The organism is Varibaculum cambriense, assembly GCF_022133705.1.
GTDB classification, from domain to species: domain Bacteria; phylum Actinomycetota; class Actinomycetes; order Actinomycetales; family Actinomycetaceae; genus Varibaculum; species Varibaculum cambriense_A.
Genome location: NZ_JAKNHJ010000001.1, coordinates 203454 through 224750, shown reverse-complemented (window position 1 = coordinate 224750; position 21297 = coordinate 203454). Strand labels below are relative to the sequence as shown.

The 21297-nt window shown below is 50.6% G+C and carries 6 protein-coding genes; 3 read left to right on the top strand and 3 right to left on the bottom strand.

Features of this window, described 5'->3' with window-relative positions:
* Positions 1-395: 395 nt before the first annotated feature.
* From L0M99_RS00880 to L0M99_RS00870, 3 genes are read left to right on the top strand one after another with little or no spacing between them, the layout of a single operon-like run.
* The gene (locus tag L0M99_RS00880) at positions 396-1313 is read left to right on the top strand and encodes a dihydrodipicolinate synthase family protein (RefSeq protein ID WP_238127455.1); all 918 of its coding nucleotides are present in this window, start codon (positions 396-398) and stop codon (positions 1311-1313) included.
* Positions 1310-2248, top strand: a complete 939-nt coding sequence (locus L0M99_RS00875; protein ID WP_238127454.1) for an ROK family protein — start codon at positions 1310-1312, stop codon at positions 2246-2248. Before L0M99_RS00880 ends, L0M99_RS00875 begins: the two co-directional genes overlap by 4 nt.
* 2 nt (positions 2249-2250) lie before the next feature.
* Complete coding sequence (locus L0M99_RS00870; protein ID WP_238127453.1) at positions 2251-2925, top strand: N-acetylmannosamine-6-phosphate 2-epimerase; 675 nt, start codon at positions 2251-2253, stop codon at positions 2923-2925.
* A 213-nt stretch (positions 2926-3138) separates the two neighbouring features.
* Here L0M99_RS00870 and L0M99_RS00865 read toward each other — a convergent pair whose 3' ends face one another.
* The 3 genes from L0M99_RS00865 to L0M99_RS00855 all read right to left on the bottom strand — a co-directional run bounded on the left by L0M99_RS00865 (position 3139) and on the right by L0M99_RS00855 (position 21247).
* Complete coding sequence (locus L0M99_RS00865; protein ID WP_238127452.1) at positions 3139-8646, bottom strand: endo-alpha-N-acetylgalactosaminidase family protein; 5508 nt, start codon at positions 8644-8646, stop codon at positions 3139-3141.
* 36 nt (positions 8647-8682) lie between these two features.
* Positions 8683-14205: an NPCBM/NEW2 domain-containing protein gene (locus L0M99_RS00860; RefSeq protein WP_238127451.1), complete on the bottom strand. Its 5523-nt coding sequence runs from the start codon at positions 14203-14205 to the stop codon at positions 8683-8685.
* 181 nt (positions 14206-14386) lie between these two features.
* Positions 14387-21247 (bottom strand): beta-galactosidase, encoded by a 6861-nt coding sequence (locus tag L0M99_RS00855; RefSeq protein WP_278612841.1) that lies wholly within the window; start codon positions 21245-21247, stop codon positions 14387-14389.
* Positions 21248-21297: the final 50 nt, after the last annotated feature.

Below are 21297 nucleotides of genomic sequence, written 5' to 3'. Positions count from 1 at the left end.
AGTTACCCGGATTTTTCCGCGAACCTACGGCGTATATCGAGGACGTACTCATTGCGGGCGAGAGCACGAATCGCTAAAACCCTGACTTCGATTCCTTCCCGCTACCCCAAAAAGTTGTCAGACAATTCTCGCTCCCTTAATCAACTTATCTACCTCAATAAACAGCCAAATACTAAATAAACTAGGTTTTTAAGAAACTTCCAAAAAAACCTTGCACCGACTAAATCAATAGATTATGCTCGAAGTGTCAGACAACTAACGATGGATTTGAGCTGCGGAAGAACCTACCACCCACAAAGAGGCAATGATGTTTCTACTGTGACTATCTTACTTAAGCATCCTTCCCAGTCGAGTACCCTAAAAACAAATAAATCCACTAAGTAAAAGGAAAAGAAATGACTGATTTCTCCGGTATTGTCCCCCCGGTAGTTACCCCGCTAACCAAGGACGGCAAACTCGATAAAGAATCCTATAAGCGCCACCTAGAACGGATGATTGCAGCCGGAGTAGACGGCTTATTCGTCCTCGGCTCCTCCTCAGAAGTCGCCTTCCTAACCGACCAAATGCGCCGGGAAGTCCTGAAAACAGCGGTTGAAATCGTAGGTCATCGGGTTCCAGTACTGGGCGGTTGTATTGATACCGAAACTATGCGGGTTATTGAACACGCCAAAGAAGCAAAAGAACTCGGGGTAGATGCGATTGTGGCTACCGCTCCGTTCTATGCTCTAGGGGGACTCGCGGAAATCGAACGCCACTTCCGCCTGATTCATGAAGCTATCGACCTGCCCCTATTCGCTTACGATATTCCCGTATGTGTACACGTTAAACTGCCGGTAGATTTGATTATTCGCCTCGGTAAAGACGGGGTGTTATCCGGCGTGAAAGACTCTTCCGGTGACGATGTTTCTTTCCGTTTCCTCTGCCAGGAAAATCGCGATTGCGGTCACCCCTTAACCCTGCTAACTGGGCACGAAGTCGTGGTTGATGGCGCCTATATGTCCGGGGCGGACGGATGCGTCCCCGGCCTGGGAAATGTAGACCCCGAGGGTTATGTCCGCCAATGGCGTGCCTACCAGAACGGGGATTGGGAAACCGTACGGAAAGAACAAGACTATTTAGCTCGCCTAATGCGTATTACCGCAGTACCAAGCGGTATTCAAGGCTACGGAGCGGGAGTAGGTGGCTTCAAAACTGCCTTGCAACTGTTGGGAGTTTTCAACACCAATCAGGTTACCGAACCGGTTAAAGCCCTGGAAGGGGAAAATGTTGAACGAGTACGCACCGTACTTGAGCAGGTAGGGCTCTTAAAATGAGCTATATCCTCGTCGCCGATTTGGGCGGAACGAAGATTGCATCCGCGGTAGTTAATACTGCCGAAGGGACAGTAGCGGCGAACTATTCGCGTCCTACCCCCGCCAGTGAGGGTAGCGCGGCAGTAGTAGCCGCCATTATCGAAGCGTTAAGTCACGCTAAAGACGCAGCTGAAGCCGAAGGTATAACCCAAATTCAGGCTATCGGGATTTCCTCTGCGGGCGTGATTGACCCCAAGCGGGGAACGGTTATTTCTGCTACCGATTTAATTAAAGGCTGGGCCGGAACCGAACTAGCGAAACAGGTAAAGGCAGCTTTCAACACGGAAGTTTTCGTCCTCAATGATGTTCACGCCCACGCCCTCGGGGAAGCAACCCTGGGAGCCGGTAAAGACTATTCCTCTATCCTGGCCGCGGCGGTGGGAACCGGCATGGGAGGCGGGCTAGTTATCGATGGTCATGTCCAGTTTGGCGCCCACTGCGCCGCCGGTCATATTGGGCATCTGCCCCACCCGTTAGCTTCCGGTTTAACCTGTTCTTGTGGCGCCAAAGGTCATATCGAAACCGTGGCTTCCGGCAGTGGTCAAGTAGAACTGTATAACCGGGATAAACTGGCTAATCTCCCGAGGGCGCAAAGCGGACGCGAAATCACCGAGCGCGCTCTAAAAGGAGAAGTATGGGCAACCCAGGTTATTTATGACTCTGGATATGCGCTTGGACAAACCCTGGCCGGCATCTGCAACTTGGTGGATCCCGAGGCCATCATAGTTTCCGGATCGGTTACCCGTTCCGGTAAGCCATGGTGGCAAGCAGTAACAGCTGGCTTCCAAGCCGATGCTCTCACCCCCGTAAAGAACACTCCCCTAATCAGTGGCACTCTGGGAGGAAATGCCCCCCTAGTAGGTGCAGCGATTTGGGCAAATACGAATCTAGGATAATCATGAATCAAATAATCCAGTCCCTTAAAGGGGGATTAATTGTTAGCGTACAAGCCTATGTGGGCGAACCGATGCGCCACAGTGAAACTATGGCTCAGATAGCTTTAGCCGCTGAGCAAGGTGGCGCCGTTGGGATTCGCTGTCAGGGCTTATCGGATATTTCTGCGATTAAAGGACAGGTTGAAATCCCGGTTTTGGGGATTTGGAAAGAGGGGCACGAGGGCGTGTTTATCACTCCAACTTTGCGTCACGCTCGCGCCTGCTCAATGGCAGGAGCCGATATTGTGGCGCTAGATGCTACCCGCCGTCCTCGTCCCGATGGTCTAACTTATAGTGAAACTGTTGCTGCCTTGCATGATGAGGGCATCGTGGTGATGGCCGATTGCGGAAGTATCGAGGACGCCCGGCAAGCAGCGGAGGCGGGAACCGATATTTTATCTACTACGCTAGCGGGATATACGGGAGATAGACCCAAGACTGCCGGACCAGATTTTGAGCTACTAGCCCAAATGACTGCGGAATTCCCAGAGTTTCCGGTGCTATGTGAAGGACGTGTTCACACCCCACAGCAGGCACGCCAAGTCATGGAGGCAGGCGCCTGGGCAGTAGTAGTCGGCACCGCGATTACCCATCCCACCAGTATTACTAGCTGGTTCAATGCCGCTATCAAGGGTTAGAACCTGTACGTCTGTTTATTTGCAGTTGGGAACGGGGACTTTATAAGACAAGAGAAAAGTTTGGGGGCGCTGGATTAATCCAGACCCCCAAACTATTTGCATCTGCGGTTATTAGCCCTTATTAGCTATGCGCGGCGGCGTGGTTTCTTCTATGCTTTCGCATCGATTCCACGCCGCCGCTGCTACTAGGAGAATCGGGTAGACACTTTAGTCTTAAGACTCTAAGCGACGGTTACGAATCCTGCTGCCGGCAACTATCAGTATTAATGCAGCTAGTGCGAATGCTCCGCCGTAAGCGCCGGTGCTAGTTAGATTCCCACCGCGCGAGTTAGCGGTCTTATTTCCTGTCCCCGCTTTATCAGAATTACCTGGTTTCGCGGGGTTACCTGTAGGAGGCGCTATCGGTCTGTCGGTACCTCCCGGCTTTCCGGTACCCGGCTTATCTTTATCCGGATTGCCCGGTGTAGCCTCGCATCCTTGCGGAGCCATAGTCTGGAAAGTCCATTTAGTTACTGCCCCCGCAGCGAAACGATAGCTGCTGGTATCAGAAACCTTGGCGGTAACTGTTATTTGCTTTCCGTAGGCGTATTCGTGTTTACCGGCTGCCATTTCTTTGCCGTCAAGCAGGTATTGGACTCCTTTGGTTACGGGAATCTCCACGAATGGTTTCTTCTCGCAGCTACCCGGATCGGTTGCCACCGGTGCTATCGGAGTCACCTCGGTGATTTTACCGGGTGTTTCTTCGTTTGCCGCCACGTTAAAGGTTACGGTTCCCGGGATAGTTACGGTTTCATCTCCCTGAACATAACTGGCTTGAATCGGAATCTTCACCGACTTTCCGGCTTCGGAACCCAAAGGAAGATAGGTTACTTGCCCAGTGGCGCTATCAATATAGATATCACCACTAGCTTTTACCGCCTCACGCGATTGCACCAAGTGTCGCTGACTGTCCAGATTCGCGAAGCTGAATTTCACGCCCGCCGGCGGGGTAACGGTGTCCCCATCCTCATCAACGAAAGTTGGCGCATCCGAAGTGGCAACCGTATCCGGTTTAGCCTCTGCTACTACGTCTTTTAAGCTGGGAGGCTGCACTGCGGGAGTCTCAACCTTACAGGTAACTTTGGCATCTGCCCAGTCGGCGTGATCATTACCGTTGCCGTTACCGCCGTCAGTTACCTTTAGAATCAGGGTTTTCACCCCGGTAATATCAAGGTCAATTTTATTTGCTCCTCCCGTTTTGGTAACTACCTGCGGGGATTCAAATAAGGTCTTCCCGTCTCCGATAACCATGAATTTCACGGAACCATTTGGTTGAGTGTCATCCACCCCGGCGATTGCGTTCATCCGGGTACATTTACCCGCCAAATCAAAGGTAATACTACTTGGTGCATGGGCACCGATACCTTTGGGATATTCTTTGCCTCCCACCTTGATTGGGGTACCGTCGCCTCGTCCTTGTTCTCCATTTTCTTGGTCTCTTTCGACCGGACCCCAACCGTTCTCTTCATCACTCCAAGGCAAATCAGAGAGGTAGTTTTCCCCGTCGCGAACCGAGCGGAGAACTTTAACTTTCCTGGCTATGCTTACTTCCCTAGTCGTGCCATCGGAATCAACCTGATAGGAGACTTTATAGGTCAATACTCCATCTGTAGCCCCTTGGGGAGTCTTAACCTCCCAATTTTGGGCGATATTATCCCCACTAGGTTCGCTCTTCTTAGTGACTTTCCAGCCATCTGGAGCGCTGAGAGTAGTTTTCAGGTCTGTTATTTTTCCAGGATTACCCGGTTCGAAGAAGTCGGTATTGGTTTGTACTGTAAAGGTTTGCTCTTCAGATACGGTCTGGGCTGCTTGGATTGCCGGATCGGCATTACCGGGCAACACCTCAGCTTTCCCTAGGTCTTCAACCCGGATATTATCTAGGGTCAAATCAGACCCGGGAAGCCCGCCGACTTTATTAATACCAATCCAGTAGTCCCCTACGGTGGAGGTAACAAATTCGGTGGAAAAGATTTGGGTTCCTTTGCCCCCTACTCCTTTTCCTTTCGCTTCGGGAATATCTTTAGTTTGCACCGTAGAGCTCTTTACCTGTGAGTCGACCAGCCAGTCCCGACCTAAACTAAACTGATACTCACCCGCATAGGCCTGCTGATAGGCAAAAGAAACCCGGTATTTATGCCCTGGTTCAAACTTTATTGCAGCTGGGATAGTGCGCAGAATTTGCCCCGCATTTTCTTCATGCGCCAGCAGTGACCATTTCCCGGCGAGCACATTGTCGCTTTGTTTACCATGGGCAACAACTTGACCTTGCTTATTCTTTCCCCACCAGCCCGCATCGGAATAAGGAGAGTGACGCTCTGCTAACTGGGTGCGAGCGTCTCCTCCCTGAGTAGCGCCGGTAATGAAAGGCCAATAACCAGTGTCTACGTCCTCAAAATCATCAAAGAAGACGGTTTGCTCGGTTTTGTCGTTATCTACCGGAGCGCTATATTTAACTACTCGCAAATCATCGACACGTACTTTTGCGGCTCCGTCCCCTGCTGCCACCTGGAAAGTAACCGGGTCGCCTTCACTGTGGAAAGTTACCCGTACCCGCTGGAAGTAGGTTTGGAACTTTTCATCCGAAGCCGTCTTGTTAGGGGCAGTAGATTTAGTGATTCTGGTGGCAACTTTCCCAGCAATGGTTTTCTGGTTACCGACAGCTTTAACGCCGTTACCGCTGATGCTCACGTCTACTTGCCGCTCTTGACCGGGTTGTACCTCTACCCACGCCCACATGGAATAGTCGCCTTTAGGTAAGGTGAGGGTTTGGGATAGGGAGGACGCTCCCTCGCCTATTAGAGCCTGGAAGTTAGCGCGATTACTGGTTTCAACACTAACGTTTCCACTGGTGTCATAGGATTTTAAGGTACCGGAGAAGAACCCGGGATCTTTAATACCGCTACCCTGCCCCCAGTTGGGGTCTGCTTGATTAGGCGCGCTTTGCGGATAGAGGACGTAGGCGGTATTTGCCTTAGCCGAGAGGGAAATACTGCCCCCACTTGCATTCACGGTGCCTTTATCTACCCTTCCGGTAGCAGTGAGCTCATACAAATGGAAGGAGCCTATGCTCTTAAAGCGACCCGGCAGTGTCCAGGTGCTAGTGCCCCCAGCCGGGTTGTAATGGTACAGTTTGTCTCCGGCAGATTTAGCTGCCCCGATTCCGTCTTTTTCCCCCCACGGCAACAGGTATTTTCCGCCGGTATATACGGTAGCGCCGTCATAGGTTATTACCCGGTCGGTACCTAAATCAGTACCGCTGATACTGGCACGATTAGAGGTAACCTCGGTTCCGTTGGTGAAAGTGGCTTTTTGCCTAAGCTGGTAGGTTTTAATGTCTGATTGTTGCAGGAATTTGGTAGGCAGGTTGCGTTGCCACACATTATTAATAAACTTGCCATAATCGGTGTGACCAGTCCAGCCTTCAAATTCCACGACATTAGCATTACCTAGTAGCGGATTTGGATTCCAGGAATCTCGCCAACTGTTTTCCACGAAACGAATTAAGGTTGAGTTCAAACCTTTTTGTTTTTCTCCCCCATATTTTTCATCGTTTGCCCAGTGGGACCATAAAGAAGTATCCGGGAATGCCCAAGCCCATTCGGAGCCGATTTCCCAGCCTTGTTTTTGCAGCTCTGCTCCCAGACGCTGAGGACGCCATCCTTTGCCGTAAAATACGTCAAAATAGAGCCAATCGAAACGGTCAGCAATCCCAGCTGCAGTTAGTTCGTCCCGGAACTTCTGGAAGCGCTTAATTACCCGTCCCTGCGCTAGGTCAGCATTGTCATCCATATAGTATGCCTGATTCATCCAGCCCCAAGCCGCCTGGGGAGGCATTTTAATAACGCAAGATTCATCGGTTACGGTAGCGGCGTTGGTACCATCATTGAAACACTTAGCTTCCGAGTAGGATTCGGTGTCGTTGATATGAACCCCAAAGTCGGCGTTATAGTCCTTCGCCCCTTTAGTCATAGCAACCAAATCGGTGAAACCGCCGGCCCGCTCGTTGTAATGTCCGGCATAGTCTCCTTGGGCAGAGTCATGCCCCTCTGCTTGATACCCTTTTAGCAACACGTGTTGTCCCAGGTTATCGGTCTCTAAACTGATGCGTTTAGTATCGTCTAGAGTGCGCAAGAATGGATGGGTAGCTTGGGAAACAATATTGAAAGGAATCCGGGTAATCACCCGGTTCTTGGTATCACCGTAACCATTAGGTAGTTTATTTTCCACTATGAGGGCGCGGGTAGCGGTGGCAGAGTCTTGCCAGTCTACCGCGCTGTCACCGTTTACGTCACTTACAATACGTATCTGGGCAAACGGATTGGGATCTTTACCGATTTTCCCGCTGCGGGTATTAGTCCCCCATATAACCCAGGACGCGGGAGTAAGCGAGCCTACCATCGTAGTTTTACCCGCGGTAGCCGCATCCTCTTGGGCGGTAGTTGCTACCCAGCGCGTTGCTCCACGTCCATCTTGAACACTGGTGGCATAGTCGTCGCTGACCGCATTCGAGACCAGCCCGGCAGCCAGTTCACTGTTGCTAAGCGCCGCCATATATCCACCTTCCCGCATTCCAATCTTTTGCTTAGCGATTTTCCAGGTAGTGTCGGGGTTTTCCAATCGATTAGTGCCATCGCCGGCAACTGTTACGGCTCCATCTTTAGCACCGGCAACGCTGACCAAATTCAGCCCTGGCACTGCCAGGCGATCTACTTGATTTTTAGGATCATCAATCGCGGTTACTTCCCAGCGAAGATTACCTTTAGCCAGGGAAATCTTTACTGTCAAAGTAACATCTAAGCCGCCCACTTTTAGCTTATAGGTGGCACTATCAGCGGTCTTTGTCGCGGCAGAAACCAGGGAGACTGTTCGCATCTGTTCATTAATGCGTACTTGTTTCAGAGCAGGTCCCACATTTGCCGGTAGGGTTTTTCCCTGCAGGTGATACGCGATAACTTGGGGAAATCCTGCCTGTAAGTCGGCTGATAAAGAGCCATCGGTAATGGTGATTTTATCGGCAGGGTTAGGAATTTTAACTTCTGGTTCAGCTGCGGGGGGAGCTGGCGGTTGATATCCGCTGACGGTAGCGGCATTGAACTCTGCTAAAGAACCCACGGTTTCGCTGCTTCCGGCTTGACCGCCCCAGGCACTCTTATAAATTACCCCTACACAGCGGGCAGCCGCCGGAGCAAAATCTATATTCTTGACGCTTAAATCCCCATGATTTTCTTCAAACTCACCAGTCGCTAAAGTTTTAGCCGGGACTAAATCCTTTGCTTTGGATTTATCGGCGCAGTTGGCATCGGTGTAGCTGACAATCTGATATTCGCGTGCCCTTCCCGAGCCATTGGAACTTTGCCGCGGGGTTAAAGTTACTCGCCCTAAATCTGGGACTTCTTTACCTAAATCAATAATGAATCTATGCGGCATTTCATTATTGCCAGTGCCTTGATACCAAACGGTATGCCAGTAGGATTTGGTATCCCCATCAAGCACTTTTTCTAGCGGACCGTTGGCTCCTTCACCACCAGTTTCTACTGAGTCAGTCCACACGGCTTTCATCTGTGCTTGCGGTATCGGGGTAAACACCGTTTCCGCGGCCGCAATCGGAGCTGTAGCCAGTCCCCCGAAAGTCAGAGACAGCGCGGCACTAACCGTCAAGATAGTTTTATGTTTAAGCGACATTGCTTCTTACCTTTTTTCTTTAATAAAAAACCATCATCATTCACTAATAACGTTCTGTCTTCTGGAAAAGCGATGGATCGCTAGTCCACTTCCCATGACTACCAGCGCCAGTAGCCCCACTGTCCCGGCAGCACCCGTAGGTACCAGCCCTGCGGAGGGTTTTTGCGGCTTAGCTTGGGCTTTCCCAGAACGACCATCCTGAGGCTTCTGGGTTCCACCCGGCTTAGTCGTTGGCTTGCTCGGCTTGGTCTCTACTTTGAACTGGTGCTCCCACTGGGTGGTAACCCCCGCTTTAAAGTGATAACCACTGTCCGGCTGGGATGTAATCAATACTTTCCTCGCGCCCTTAACTGGGTAAGTCCCGGGTTTTACTACCTGGTTATCAAGCAGATATACCACTCCCGGAACCTGCGGAATCGTATAGGTGTTGTCTTTATCGTTAAAGATCGGTGCTTGCGGAGCTACCTGTGGAAGTGGCTGCGGAACGCTGGCACTTACCTTAAACTTGGCAGGCACTATCTCACTAGAGGCGTCCTCGTAAGTAACTTTAACGTCTACACTTACCGTTCCGCTTTGCTGATTTGCGGGCACTTGCCAAGTTATCACCCCGGTAGCAGCCTCAATGCTCATCCCCGCAGGAACCGCTTCTACCAGCTCGAACTTTTGAGCCTTTTCCTTTCCAGCTGCCGGGGCAAAACTGGGAGCGGCTGCGCTAGCGGTTTTACCGGCTTTAGCTTCGGTGTCCTGATAGGAAGGCTGATACTTATCGGCATCCATCTGTTCACAGGCAACCACGGCATCTGCCCAGTCAGCGTGGTCATTGGCACTAGATTCGCCAGCATCGGCAAACAAGGTAATTTTTTCTTGCCCACTTATGTCCACTTTCATGGCTTCAGCTTTATCGGCAGCTGTCAATGCTTTACTGGACGCGCCCAGTTCTTTCCCGTCAGCCCCCAATACTCTGAAAGTCACCGAAGATGATTTCCCAGCTTCTTGGGTGTCATCTATGCCAACTTTCGCGCTGAATACTGAGCATTGTTTTCCTAAATGCACGGTTATTTTCGAGGACGCGTGGGTTCCAATACCGCCGCGATATTTTTCTCCCTCAATCAAGAGAGGACTGCCCTTCAAAGTGCGGTTTACCCGAATCAGACCGTCATCTGCCCAACCGATACTGCTACCGGGATACCAGTCCAAATTGGCTACGGGAACAGTTCCGTGGGGAGCGCGCATTTGAGCCGGGGCGGACTGGTCGGCTTGGGTAATTGTCCAGCGAGTAGCGGTCATATCGCTAGGTAGCTGTACTAAATCTGTTTCCATCGGCCTAGACTTGGTGTTGTCATCCAAATCTCCCACGTTCCCTAAATCAACGTGCTTTTCTTCGCCGGTAGAAATAGCCAAATCCATATTGGTCAGGGCGTGGCGCACAATATATTTGCCGTTTCCGTCGTCAATAATCTGCCATTTCTGGTTATTGCGTTTACTGGTTGAAGAGTTATTCTTCCATTTTCCAGTGTGATACTTCTGGTTAATATCGTTTACGCACTCGACCAAGGCGGGGCGGGCACCAACTTCATTAACTACATTCAAATCTGCAGTGGCGTATTGCCGCCCACTGCCATTGAAACGCTGTTTGCCCACATCCATGCTGAGGCATTTACCACTCTTTACCGACTTCAACTGGTAGTAGTGGTCATAGGTGTGGGATATCTGCCATTGATCGGATGAATAACTAATTGCGTCTGGTTCGCGATTCTCAGAAGCATCTAAGCGTAACCCGGAGCTAGTGAAGGCATACACCCCGTTCTCTAAGGGACGCCGATTAACATTTTCCCAGTTAGGTGCATGTCCTAGCGCCTTTGCAAAGTCTACAAAAGTCTTGCCGTCTTTCCAGGGACGCGAGCCTTGCCAGCCTAGCTGGGACACTAAGCGGAAAGCCTCAAAGGTTTCCATCTCTACTTCATTTTCGGTTTGATATATGGAAGTATCTGGCCATATCGAGAGTTTAATCCCCAGGTTTCCAGGATTGTCATCAGCTACTTTTCCGCTCTTAAAAGTACCAGCAGTGAACCCTTTGTCATTGTAGATAGCGGCTGCGCCACTGTTTTGAATCCGCCAGCCCATTTCTCGGGAGAAATAGAGATCGTAATTGGTGTTATTGACTTTATGTCCTTTATCAATCAGGGTTTGCGGACTGAGACCCCCCTGCCACATATCGATCACGATATCTTTATCCAGGGAATCAATATTTTCTTGTTTTAGTCCGTCATTCCAAACTCGCAAAGTCTTACCCTTAGATTTCACGTGCTTATTAATATCGTTAATGAAATCTACGAACAGTTTGGGACCGTTTACTCCATCAGGTCCAAATACCGGGTAATTCTTGTATGCGGAACGGTACATATACTCGTCCCCTGCCATATGCCAATACTTGGAGGGGAATACATCCAGGTAATCATCAATTTGGCGCTTATAAAAAGCGACGGCTTCCGGGTTAGTGATATCTAGACGGTCATTATCCAAAGTGCCATCGGTTTTCTTAAGCTGATACTGAGGCAGGTTATGAATCTTGGGATCCATATGTCCCGGGGCTCCCATTTGGGGAACTACTTCAATACCCAATTTGTCGGCGTAGGCAACAATTCCTTTTAACTCTTCCTTAGTGTAATAGGAGTAGTTATTGGTGACCGGTTCTTTCGCTGACTCCATCTTGGCAGTTAAAACTACCTGATTCATCTTCAGGTCAGCCATATCGGTGAGCATCCGGTGAATATAATCTGGTTGATTCTTAATCCGGCAAGCACATAGAGTGACGGCACGCTCACGCTGCTGAGGTTGATCAAGGGCGCTGCCATAGGGCAGGGTTAGCTGCTGGCGCAGCATTTGCGACAGAGTGCGCGTACCCCAGAATGCTCCCCGTTTTTGCGCGGCAGTAATATTTACCCCTTGGGCACCAATCTGGAGGCTATACCCTTCCTCTGCTAGTTTGTTTTGCTGCGTAGCATCTAGGGTGATGACCACATCGTGGGCTTTCGGAGTTGTCCCACCGGCGGCTTGTGCCCGCACAGTTTGCGCCTGCCCCGCCGCTTTCAGGTAGGCGTTTAGCTCTTGCACCACAATCTGAGCTTGATCTTCAAAACCGGCCGGATAGTAAACTACCGTGTCCGGGCTTAGTTTGAACACGTCATTTGCATTGGTATTGGTTTTCCAAGAATCCAAAGAGGGAATCGTTTGGGGAAGTTTAGTAGCAATCGGATTATCAGAGGGAAGCGGAAGTTCTTTCCCGCTATAGGTGAACTCTTGGAGCACTTTAGTCCCATCAGTTACTTTAACTTTGAACTTGGGAGTAAAGCTGCCGCGAATAATATCTTCTTTGGTTATTACATAGTCACTGGCGGTACAAGAGAAAGTACTTCCCTTATCCAGCTTTCCGTCCTTGTTATGGCAAGATAGCGTAAAGTTTTCCCCGTTCAGCCGGACATCTACCGGGATTTGTCCCACGTTTTGCACTTTCGGGGTAAACACCAGTTTATCGCCCACGTCATATTTGTCTTTAGTTCCCGCTACTGCCAAATCTGTTACCTGAACGTGACTGGCAAAGATAGGAATTATGTTTCCCTTAACCGGTTTTAACTGGGTAGCAGCGCCAGAATAACCAGGATTTTGGTATTTGTAAGTGATGGAGGGAGTAAAGAATCCGGCGTCGACATCTTCCTGGGTGACCGTGTGGGTGCGGTTTGCACACGGCAAGGTAGCTCCCGCCGAGATACTTCTCCACCTACAGCCTGCCCATCCGGTATCCAAATTGGAGGCAGTGGCAGTGAAGGACTTATCTTGAGCAAGCAGGTTTGTTACATTAACAGTGAAATTCATTTTGTCGCCCACAGCCCAAGTTCCATCGGCTTTGGGATTGGTAAGCTCAAAGTCAACGCCAACCGAACCGGTAGGGTCAGTATTTAGATTGCGGTTGGTAACCTTGATTTCTACGTCCCCGCGCAGCTTAATATTGCGGTATTCCAGACTAGAGTCGAGATAATAGGTTTTTTGGGCGGCATTAGCCGGAACGCTAACCCGTAAAGTTACAGTTTCGGAGTTTCCGGGATGAAGTTCTTGCGCCAAGACGCTTTCTTCCATTTTCCACCCGCTTGGCAATGCCAGCTTTACCGCGGTAGCTAGGGGAACGACCTCTTTCGCGTCATCATTGGTAACCTTAACTGGAATCTCGACAGTTTTACCCGCTTCCGCCGCTACTTTTGCATCAGCTAGAGAAATCTTTACTGGATTCAACCAATTGGTGTCAAAAGTGCCAAAATGAATAGTTTCAAAATAGTTACCACCAATCTGGTGATCTTCTTCGAAAGCTACCCCGTATTTACCGCTTTGGGTATCAATCGCGGCTAGATCAGAGTAAGCGGCCTTGTCATTCCAATAAAGTTTACGAATCGGCCAAGTTTTACCGTCATCATAGGAATAGCTCACTGCGAGAGTTTTACCGCTATCAGCCATCCCGGAATACAAAAGCTCTTTAGATTTGGGGTCTGAGGAGGGAGCATCCGGGTACCTGCGGATAATCGAGGCATTGCGCCCCGGGGTCTTGGAATCCACTAGGGATCGTTCTATCTGCAGATCAGTCCAGGTTTCCCCACCATCGGTGCTCTTGGCGATATAGCGATATCCCGCCTTGTTACTCATCCGGGAGTTCAATAAGAGCGTGCCATCGGACAGTTCCACCAATTTGTTTTCGTTCATATCTGTGCCGATGGTGGAGCCGCGTTTCCAGGTTTTACCGTGGTCATCGGAATACACCGAGTAGGCTGCCCAAGTACCGGGCTTACCGGCAATAAACTGGGTGATTAGGCGTCCATTCTTTGCCGCATTAGCACCGCTTTGATGCTGCAGCTGGATACCGTGTCCAGAAGCCGCAAACCCGCAGGGATATCCGGGCTGTTTAACCGCGGCAGTAAGTCCCCGCGTTGCATCGGGAGAGTTTCCGTAACGCTCCGTCCAGCTCACCCCATTATCGGTAGAAACTGACAGGCTCACCCCTTGAACTTTGCGGTTGCTAAACTCGTCAGTTTCTAGGGTTCCGTTAGGGTCACACCCTACGTCATAGGAATGCACATGGAAGTTAAATAGGTGACCAGTTTGTTTATCGTAAATGTAGGCCGGGTCCGAGAATCCCTCTTTCTCAGGATCCCCCAGAGTAGTGCCCTTACCTTGGGCAATAACAGTTTGCCCTTGCCAGGTCGCTCCCCCATCGGTAGAGCGTTTTTGCATTATCGAGTTGGGCGCCGGGGCATCACCATTTGCGGGGCGAGCATCATAGGCGGTTAATAAATCACCATTACTCAGTTTGATTACTGCGGGAATCCGGTAGTTGGTAACCCCATCGTCACCGTATTTAACTACGGTGTTATAGCTAAACTGGCCAGAAGCGGCCTCGGCGGGAAGAGCGGTTGCCAGCGGCATGAGGGTCATTGAAGTCAAAGCCACCGAAAAACCGGCTACTAAAGCCTTAAAACGTCCTTTGGTCACCGATAACACCATTTCAAACCTCATTGTCTTAAGTACTCACTTTCCGTGGAATTTACCGACCCCGGCAAGCACACCCTGAAAGCGACTATTTCTCTTAATCTTTTCGATTTTTACCCAGATGAGCAAGCCCTAACCCTAGGTATTTACTCAAGCTATAAAGCGGTGGGGTGAAAACCTCAATTGGGTTTTCACCCCACCAATCTGGTTATTTGTCTTCCAGCCATCGCTGGCGATAACGCACCCCGATCCCTATCCCCAATGCCAATAGCGCGATTAATAAAGCGGAAATACCCTCGGTACCGGTATGCCCCAGTCCTTCTTTAACGGTCTTTCCTTTTGAGGAGGGGGTTTTCGCATTTTCAGAAGGAGCCGCCTCTTTAGAGGGAGTAGCTGGATTTTGCGGATTATCCGGCTGGGAAGGATTCGGCTTTTCTGGCTGATCCGGGTTATCTGGTTTATCCGGGTTATCTGGTTTGTCCGGGGTTTCCGGTTCAACTTTCCCCGGGTTATCCGTTTGTGCAGTTACTGGCGCTAAGGCATTCATCTGGGAAAGATGGACTGCGCGCAGTACTACGTTTTCTGGCCCCGCATCAGCTTCTTTACCAATAACCGCAATTGCCGCTGTGTTCTTGCCGTTTAGATTGAGGAAAGCCGCCGGGATAGTGAAGGAATCCTGCGGCCCGATATCACCGATATAGATACCGGTATTCCAGCCATTGACAAACAGTAACGCCTGAGAATGGTCGGTTCGGGTCTGCTGGGTATTGCCGAAGCGCCGCGAGAGCACCTCCAGGCGGAAAGCTACATCGGCATCTTTAGGAACGTTCAGATCGAAAGTGGATCGATACCAGGTAACCCCGGCCTCGTCCGCGTGCATATCTGAGGCCGCGGTCCACTTAGAGTCATCTAAACCTGGCAGATGCCAGCCTTGCCGCTCGCCATATAAACCACCGTTATTGTAAAGACCACGCGCTTTATCTTTAGTGCCGCTCTTATCGGCAGCGCCTTGAATCTTCCAGGTAACTTTCCCGTCCTGAGCGGGAATAGTAGCTGAATACAATCCCCGGTTTTGGCGTGATAAGCCATTATCTGACCAGTCCAGGTTTTGCCCCAGGTTATTTACTAGCACCGCTAAAACTACTTTATCGCCGGATTTAATCCCTTTAGCGGTAAAAGACTGGTCGGCGCCAGCGGCGCTGGCCGCGCCCAGCGATTTCCCATTTGCCCACACTTGCATAAAGGCGGGATTCTTGCCATGCCCGGGCACGCCGGATCCCCCGTTAGCGTTCAGAGTGATAACTGGGGAATCACTGCTGGCCACAAAGGTAGCGCGATACCATACGGAGCCTTCATAGAAACCGTAATAATTGGAGTCAAGCACCAGTCCATTCCCGCTGGGGGCTTGCCATTTTTGGTTACGCTGTTTACCGTTAGCTACCTGCCAGGCGCTATCGTCAAAATTGATTTCCTTTTCCGGAGCGCCTTCCTGTTTCACCCACTTTAGCTGGGGTGGCTCATAGGTTAGCATCTGCGGAATAAATTTGGTGAAACCGGCATAGACACCCTCGGTTTCGCTTATTCCCGCTTTGCCACCATTCCAACTCGCGCTCTTTGCGCCTTTAGGAAGCAGCACATAGGGAGTTTGACTCTTAGAATCAGTAGTGCCATTAACCTCGGCATTCGAGCCATTTAAACTCCAGTTGCGAGCTAGCTCTACCCCCTCGACCGCTAAACGTTTGCCGCTGCCTCCTTCACCGGTATTTAGTAACCAGGTAGTTTGCGCGTAGGTGCGGTCAATAATCCGCAAGCGCAGCGTATCTCCCGCACTTGCTGCTCTATCTGAGGCAGCCGGGGTGATAGTGATATCGCTAGGTTCTGCCGAATACTTATAGTTCAAACGCAGCGTCTTATACTGTTCATTCCAGGTAACCTCTACCTCTTTACCAGATTTCACCTGCGGTTTAGCCGCGTAACGTAGCAGAGTTTCCCCATCGTCTCCCGCTACCCCGAGCAGGTACTGTACCTGGGCGTTATCGGTAGCAATCGGGGAACCGAATAGCTGCGAGGTGGTGTACAGCAGTTTTTGCCCCGCGATTTTCATATCCGCGCTCATCAGCAAGGCATCCCGACCATGCAACGTTAGGGCAGTTCCCGATTTTTGTGGAATCCGCGACCAAGAGTTCTCTCCATCTTTGACGTTGGTTCCGGTATTGAACTGATCTATGGCATCTTTATCGGGGAATACTCGCAAAGCATCTAGCGATACGAAAGCACCCTTAGAGCCCGCAAAAGGCTTACCGGTAACTTGGACTTTTAAGGTGTGCTTACCGGCATTTAACCCCCGCACACTATATAAAACCTGCTGGGGGCGGGCGGTATTAGTGACTTCCTCTTCGGTTTGCCCCACTTTCTTCCCGTCAATAAACACATCGGCTATGCCGTGATTACCAGAGAAAGCCCCAATAATATCGATTCCTATCCCGTTGAAGTCATAGGTATAAGAATCACCATTACGGGCAGAATAGGTTTCGTCTCCTTGATAATCCCCGCTAGTCCAGTTTTGCCCGGTAGCATATTCCCAAGACGAGGCAGTCCCAACCGCGGGATTATATTTAATCGCCGGGTCATTATTGTTCACCACTATCCAGGGCGTGCCGCTAGCTCCCAGAACATTAAGCGCATCTAGCTGGACTTTCGTGCCTCCAGTAGTTGATCCCTCGGCGCTTTGCCCCAGCACCCGCACCTTCAGGGTATGTTTACCGGCAGGAAGATCACTCTTAGAGAACACGACTTTTTGGGTAGGTTTATTCTGTTCGGTTCCCACCCAACCGGTTACTACCTGTTCCGCCTGGTCATCGAGCTTTACCGCGAATTTCCCATGATCGGTTCCGGTGGCTACCGCAATCTCGATTCCCGTGCCGGTAAACTCGAATGCGACTTCCTCGCCCGCTTTACTAGCCTCGTGGATACTTCCTTTCCAAGCCGAATCGTCCTTAACTGACTTCCAACCCGTCGAATACTTTAGTTCGCTGTCACTATCATCGTGATTAAACCTTGCCCCCACACCGGAGGTGTTGGCTAAATCCAAAGCAAAAGTAAACTTATTGGTACTGGTGTCGTTGGTGTTGTTCAAAACAAATCCCAGGGTGCGCCCGCCGTTTCCGGTAGCTGAAAGCTCGGCTGCGCCCTCGGAAGAAATCCGCTGATACCCTCTAATCTGGGCGTTACCGCTAACCCTCTTAATATCGGGTTTAGCTACCGGATTAGAGGTTACATATTGGGGATTGGCTTGCAAATAGTAGGCAATCTCTTTTTGCGCCCCAAATTTGTCTTTCCGAATCGTTCGATCTTCGTCTATGCCAGCCCCATAGTCATAACTGGTAAAACCAGAGGAAGGAGAACCGGTATAACCCCAGTTAGTGCCGCCAAAAATCATGTAGTAGGTATAGGCTTTCACCCCGTTACCGGCCAGGACTGTCCCCCACTGGCGCACAAAGTTTCCATCGGTGAAACTGGCGCATTTTTCGGGAGTAAAGTTTGCTCCCCAAGGAGTGAAAGCACCCCCTTGACCTTCGGCAATAAAATGCGGACCTTTCGGTTCATAATTGCGGAAAGTCTGTTCAACATCATCGAGGTTTCCGCGTCCTGCCCCGCAATTGAAGCCCAGCGGATAACGATCATAGGTGTAAAAATCAGTGCTGCCATATTTACCGGCTGGATTTCCGGCTTTATTCGGAGCAAAACGTCCTGCCAAGCCCCAGTCATTTTCAAACAGGGGAACATTTATCCCATCACCGCGCACAAAGTTGCTCAGCTCTTTTAGGAATGCGGTCGTGCTGGGATTTTCTGCCAGCAGCTCATTTTCCACCTGATACATAATGATAGAGCCGCCTCCCGTGGTAATCAGGTGTTTCTTCGCGATACTGTTGAAGGCTTTCAACCAGCTCTTAGAGGCTGCCAAGGCTTTCGGGTCAGTCGAACGCAAAGAGGACGCCGCATAGTTAGTCATATATGCGGGCAGACCTCCCATTGAAATCTCGGCATTGACGTAGGGGCCGGGACGAGCAATCACATATAGCCCCTCTTCCTTTGCCATCGTCAGCAAAAGGTCAATATCGCGGCGAGTTCCTTTATCGAAATTGAAAGCGCCTCCCTCTTCACTTTGATGATCGCCCCAGAAGAAATAGAAAGATACCGCATTAAATCCGGCGGCTTTTATCTTTTGGAGGACGTCGCGCCAGGCCTGGGGGGACGGGATTCGCCAAGGATGGAACTCACCAGCCCAAACTTGTAGACGCTCGCCATCTATTTTCAAAGAATGATTATCCCAGGTTACTTTATGAGGTTTACCGTCATTTCCGGGGAAACTATAGCTGCTTTTAGGGTAAGAACGCTCAGTGCTTTCCCAGGTGGTATCGCTTTGGCTGGTTTGAGTTCCCGGCCCGGGGGGCGTTTGACCGCTAAGGGCTGGCACCTGAATAACCGCGCTGGCCAGACCGGTATCACTCTTACCGTCTAGAGACTTTAATCCGTTGGCTTTAGCGCTTAGCTGCGCCTGGTAGCTACCTTGGGGAACTTTTGTCAGGTCGGCATAAACCTTAAAAACCGAGTTCATCTGCCTGCCGGTTTGATAGGAACCGTTTACCGGTATGTACTCTTTATCCAAAGTGGTACTTACCGGCACATTTATCGCATTTTGGGATTCTTTCGGCGTCAGGGTCAAAGACAAATCCAGGTCATCGTTACCTTTGCCGGGAGCCGAAACATATCCGATTAACTGCCGATTAGCTTTACCGATTCCCTTTCCTTGGGAATCGGTGGCTAGCGGAGATAATGCGGGGAAAATCCGCCAGGTGACCTGAGAGCCGTTAAAGAAACTGGTGTCCGCAGCGTTTAGGGCAGTTGCTTGTTGGGCAACCCCACCTCGGAAGCGTTCCCAGTTCTTATTATCCTGGTTTGTCCAACCCATCTCAGCGTGAGCTAGTAACCGCGGGAACGCAATATACTCGATATCTGCCAGGTTGCGCACGCCCTCACTCCATACTGCGCCCTCGACCCCCAGGATTCCTTTATCGTCACTGAGCCCCATGACCTGTTGGGGCTGGGCATCATAGGCGTGTTTCAAAGTGCATTCCCCGCCGGGGCACGCCCAACTGGGAGCCACATGGGAGCGGTCTTCCCGTTGCGGATAATAGAAGTAGCTGGCGTTAGAGACAATGAATTTGCCACCTTTAGCTACGAAATCATTGCGCAGCTGGGAACGATTACCAGCCGCGGAATCGGTATTCCACCACTGGACTACCCCACCATTGTCGGCAATCCCGACCGAGCCCACACTCTTTAAAGCTTCATCCCAAACGATGGGGGTTTGCTTCATGGCTTTTACTTTGGGCAGAATCTGCTGCATATATTGCAGGTAATGCTGGTGATTCATACTGTTAGCTTCATCGCCGCCAATATGCAGATAAGTGTTGTTAGAGTTTTGCGCCAAAATCTTCAAAACATGCTGCATAAAGGTGTAAGTGTAAGGATTTAAAGCATCCAGATTCACTTTCATATTGTTTTTCGAGTAATTTGGCTGCCCAATCGTGTCTTGACCGGCCTCTGGCTTGGGATTAGAGTTTTCCGAGTTCAGCTGGGGTATGGAATATAGTGCTGCCTCTGTGTGACCGGGAGTATCAATCTCGGGAACAATCGCTATCCCTAATTTATTGGCAGTGACCACCATTTCGCGGTAATCATCTAAGGTGTAGTAGCCAGTTCGTCCCGCCTGGGGTGCGCGGCCAATATCTCCGGCTCGTAAACCGGCACTGCCTCCGCGTTTAGCCAGCTGGCTATAGTCAATCGGGTCAGCAGCGTCTTTGCCCTCATTCGGGATATCAATCCGCCAGCCCTCATCACTTAGATGCAGATGCAAAGTGTTCATCTTGAAGCGGCTCATAGAATGCATCAGCTTAATGACTTCATTCTTGGGAATGAAGGAGCGCGCCGGGTCAAGCATTAGTCCGCGCCAGGAATAGCGAGGACCGTCTTGAATAGTCATCGCCGGTATCGGCATTAAAGATCCCACAGTAACTTGAGGAAATACTGCCCACGGCCCTAACAATTGCAGCAGCGATTGGGTTGCCCATAGCGCCCCGCTGGCAGTGCGCGCGGTGATGGTTACCCGGTTTGGCGCAATCTGTAAGGTGTAGGCTTCATTCATTTGCTCTTTGCCTACCCCACTGACGGTTAAGTTCGGATTGATAACGTAATTAATCTGGGTTTTAGCACTAGAAGTGGCGGATACCGGTAGTTTGTATCCGGTGGATTTAGCTAGCGTCTCGGCAAGATATTTGGCGGGCTCCCCCGCTAAGCCACTGGCCGTAATCTCGCTATCTTTGGTGAGGATGAACCGGGAGTTATTTCCGGCAAGCTCAGCTTTTTGCGGGTAGGGAATCAATTGATTCAGCTGAGCCAGATTTTCGTTATCTGTCGGGGTGGGATCTGAAGTTAGAGTCCCACAAGCGGCTATTTCCCACAGGGATAGTCCCCACTGCTGTGATTTGCCAGAAATCTGCATTTTCAGGTAGCGCATTTTTTCGCTGCCGTTAAAGGTGTGCTCGGTGGTTCCAGCTTTTTTACCGTTCTGGTTGGTTACTAAATCTCGCCAGGTGTTGCCATCGTTGCTGGCTTGCAACTTGTAGGGTTTACCGAAAGTGTTTCCCCAATAAAGCTGTACTTTGTTAATAGTAGCGGTTCCGGCAAAATCGATGGTCAGGGCAGCGTTATTGTCGCTTCCGGCGGCTGACCAGCGACTGGCAGATTTTACGTTGTGTACTGTCGGAGTAGCTTTATCATCGGGGCCGATATTGCCATCGACTGCCAGCTCTGGCCCTTTTTCGCCAGCTACTTCCCGGCTGGTGGCGTTTACTGTTTTCCCGACTGCCAAATTGTCTGCGCACAGAGCGCTATCGGCTGGCGCGAGCGCTTGGGCACTGCTCGCTGGGATTAGCACCGACATTAAAGCGACTGCCGCTGTAACCACAGTGGCATTTGCCCGGCGTTTCCAACTAACCTTACTCATTTATTTACCTTTCCCAGCCTCTTTGCTCAGATTCTTATATGTCTTTCGGA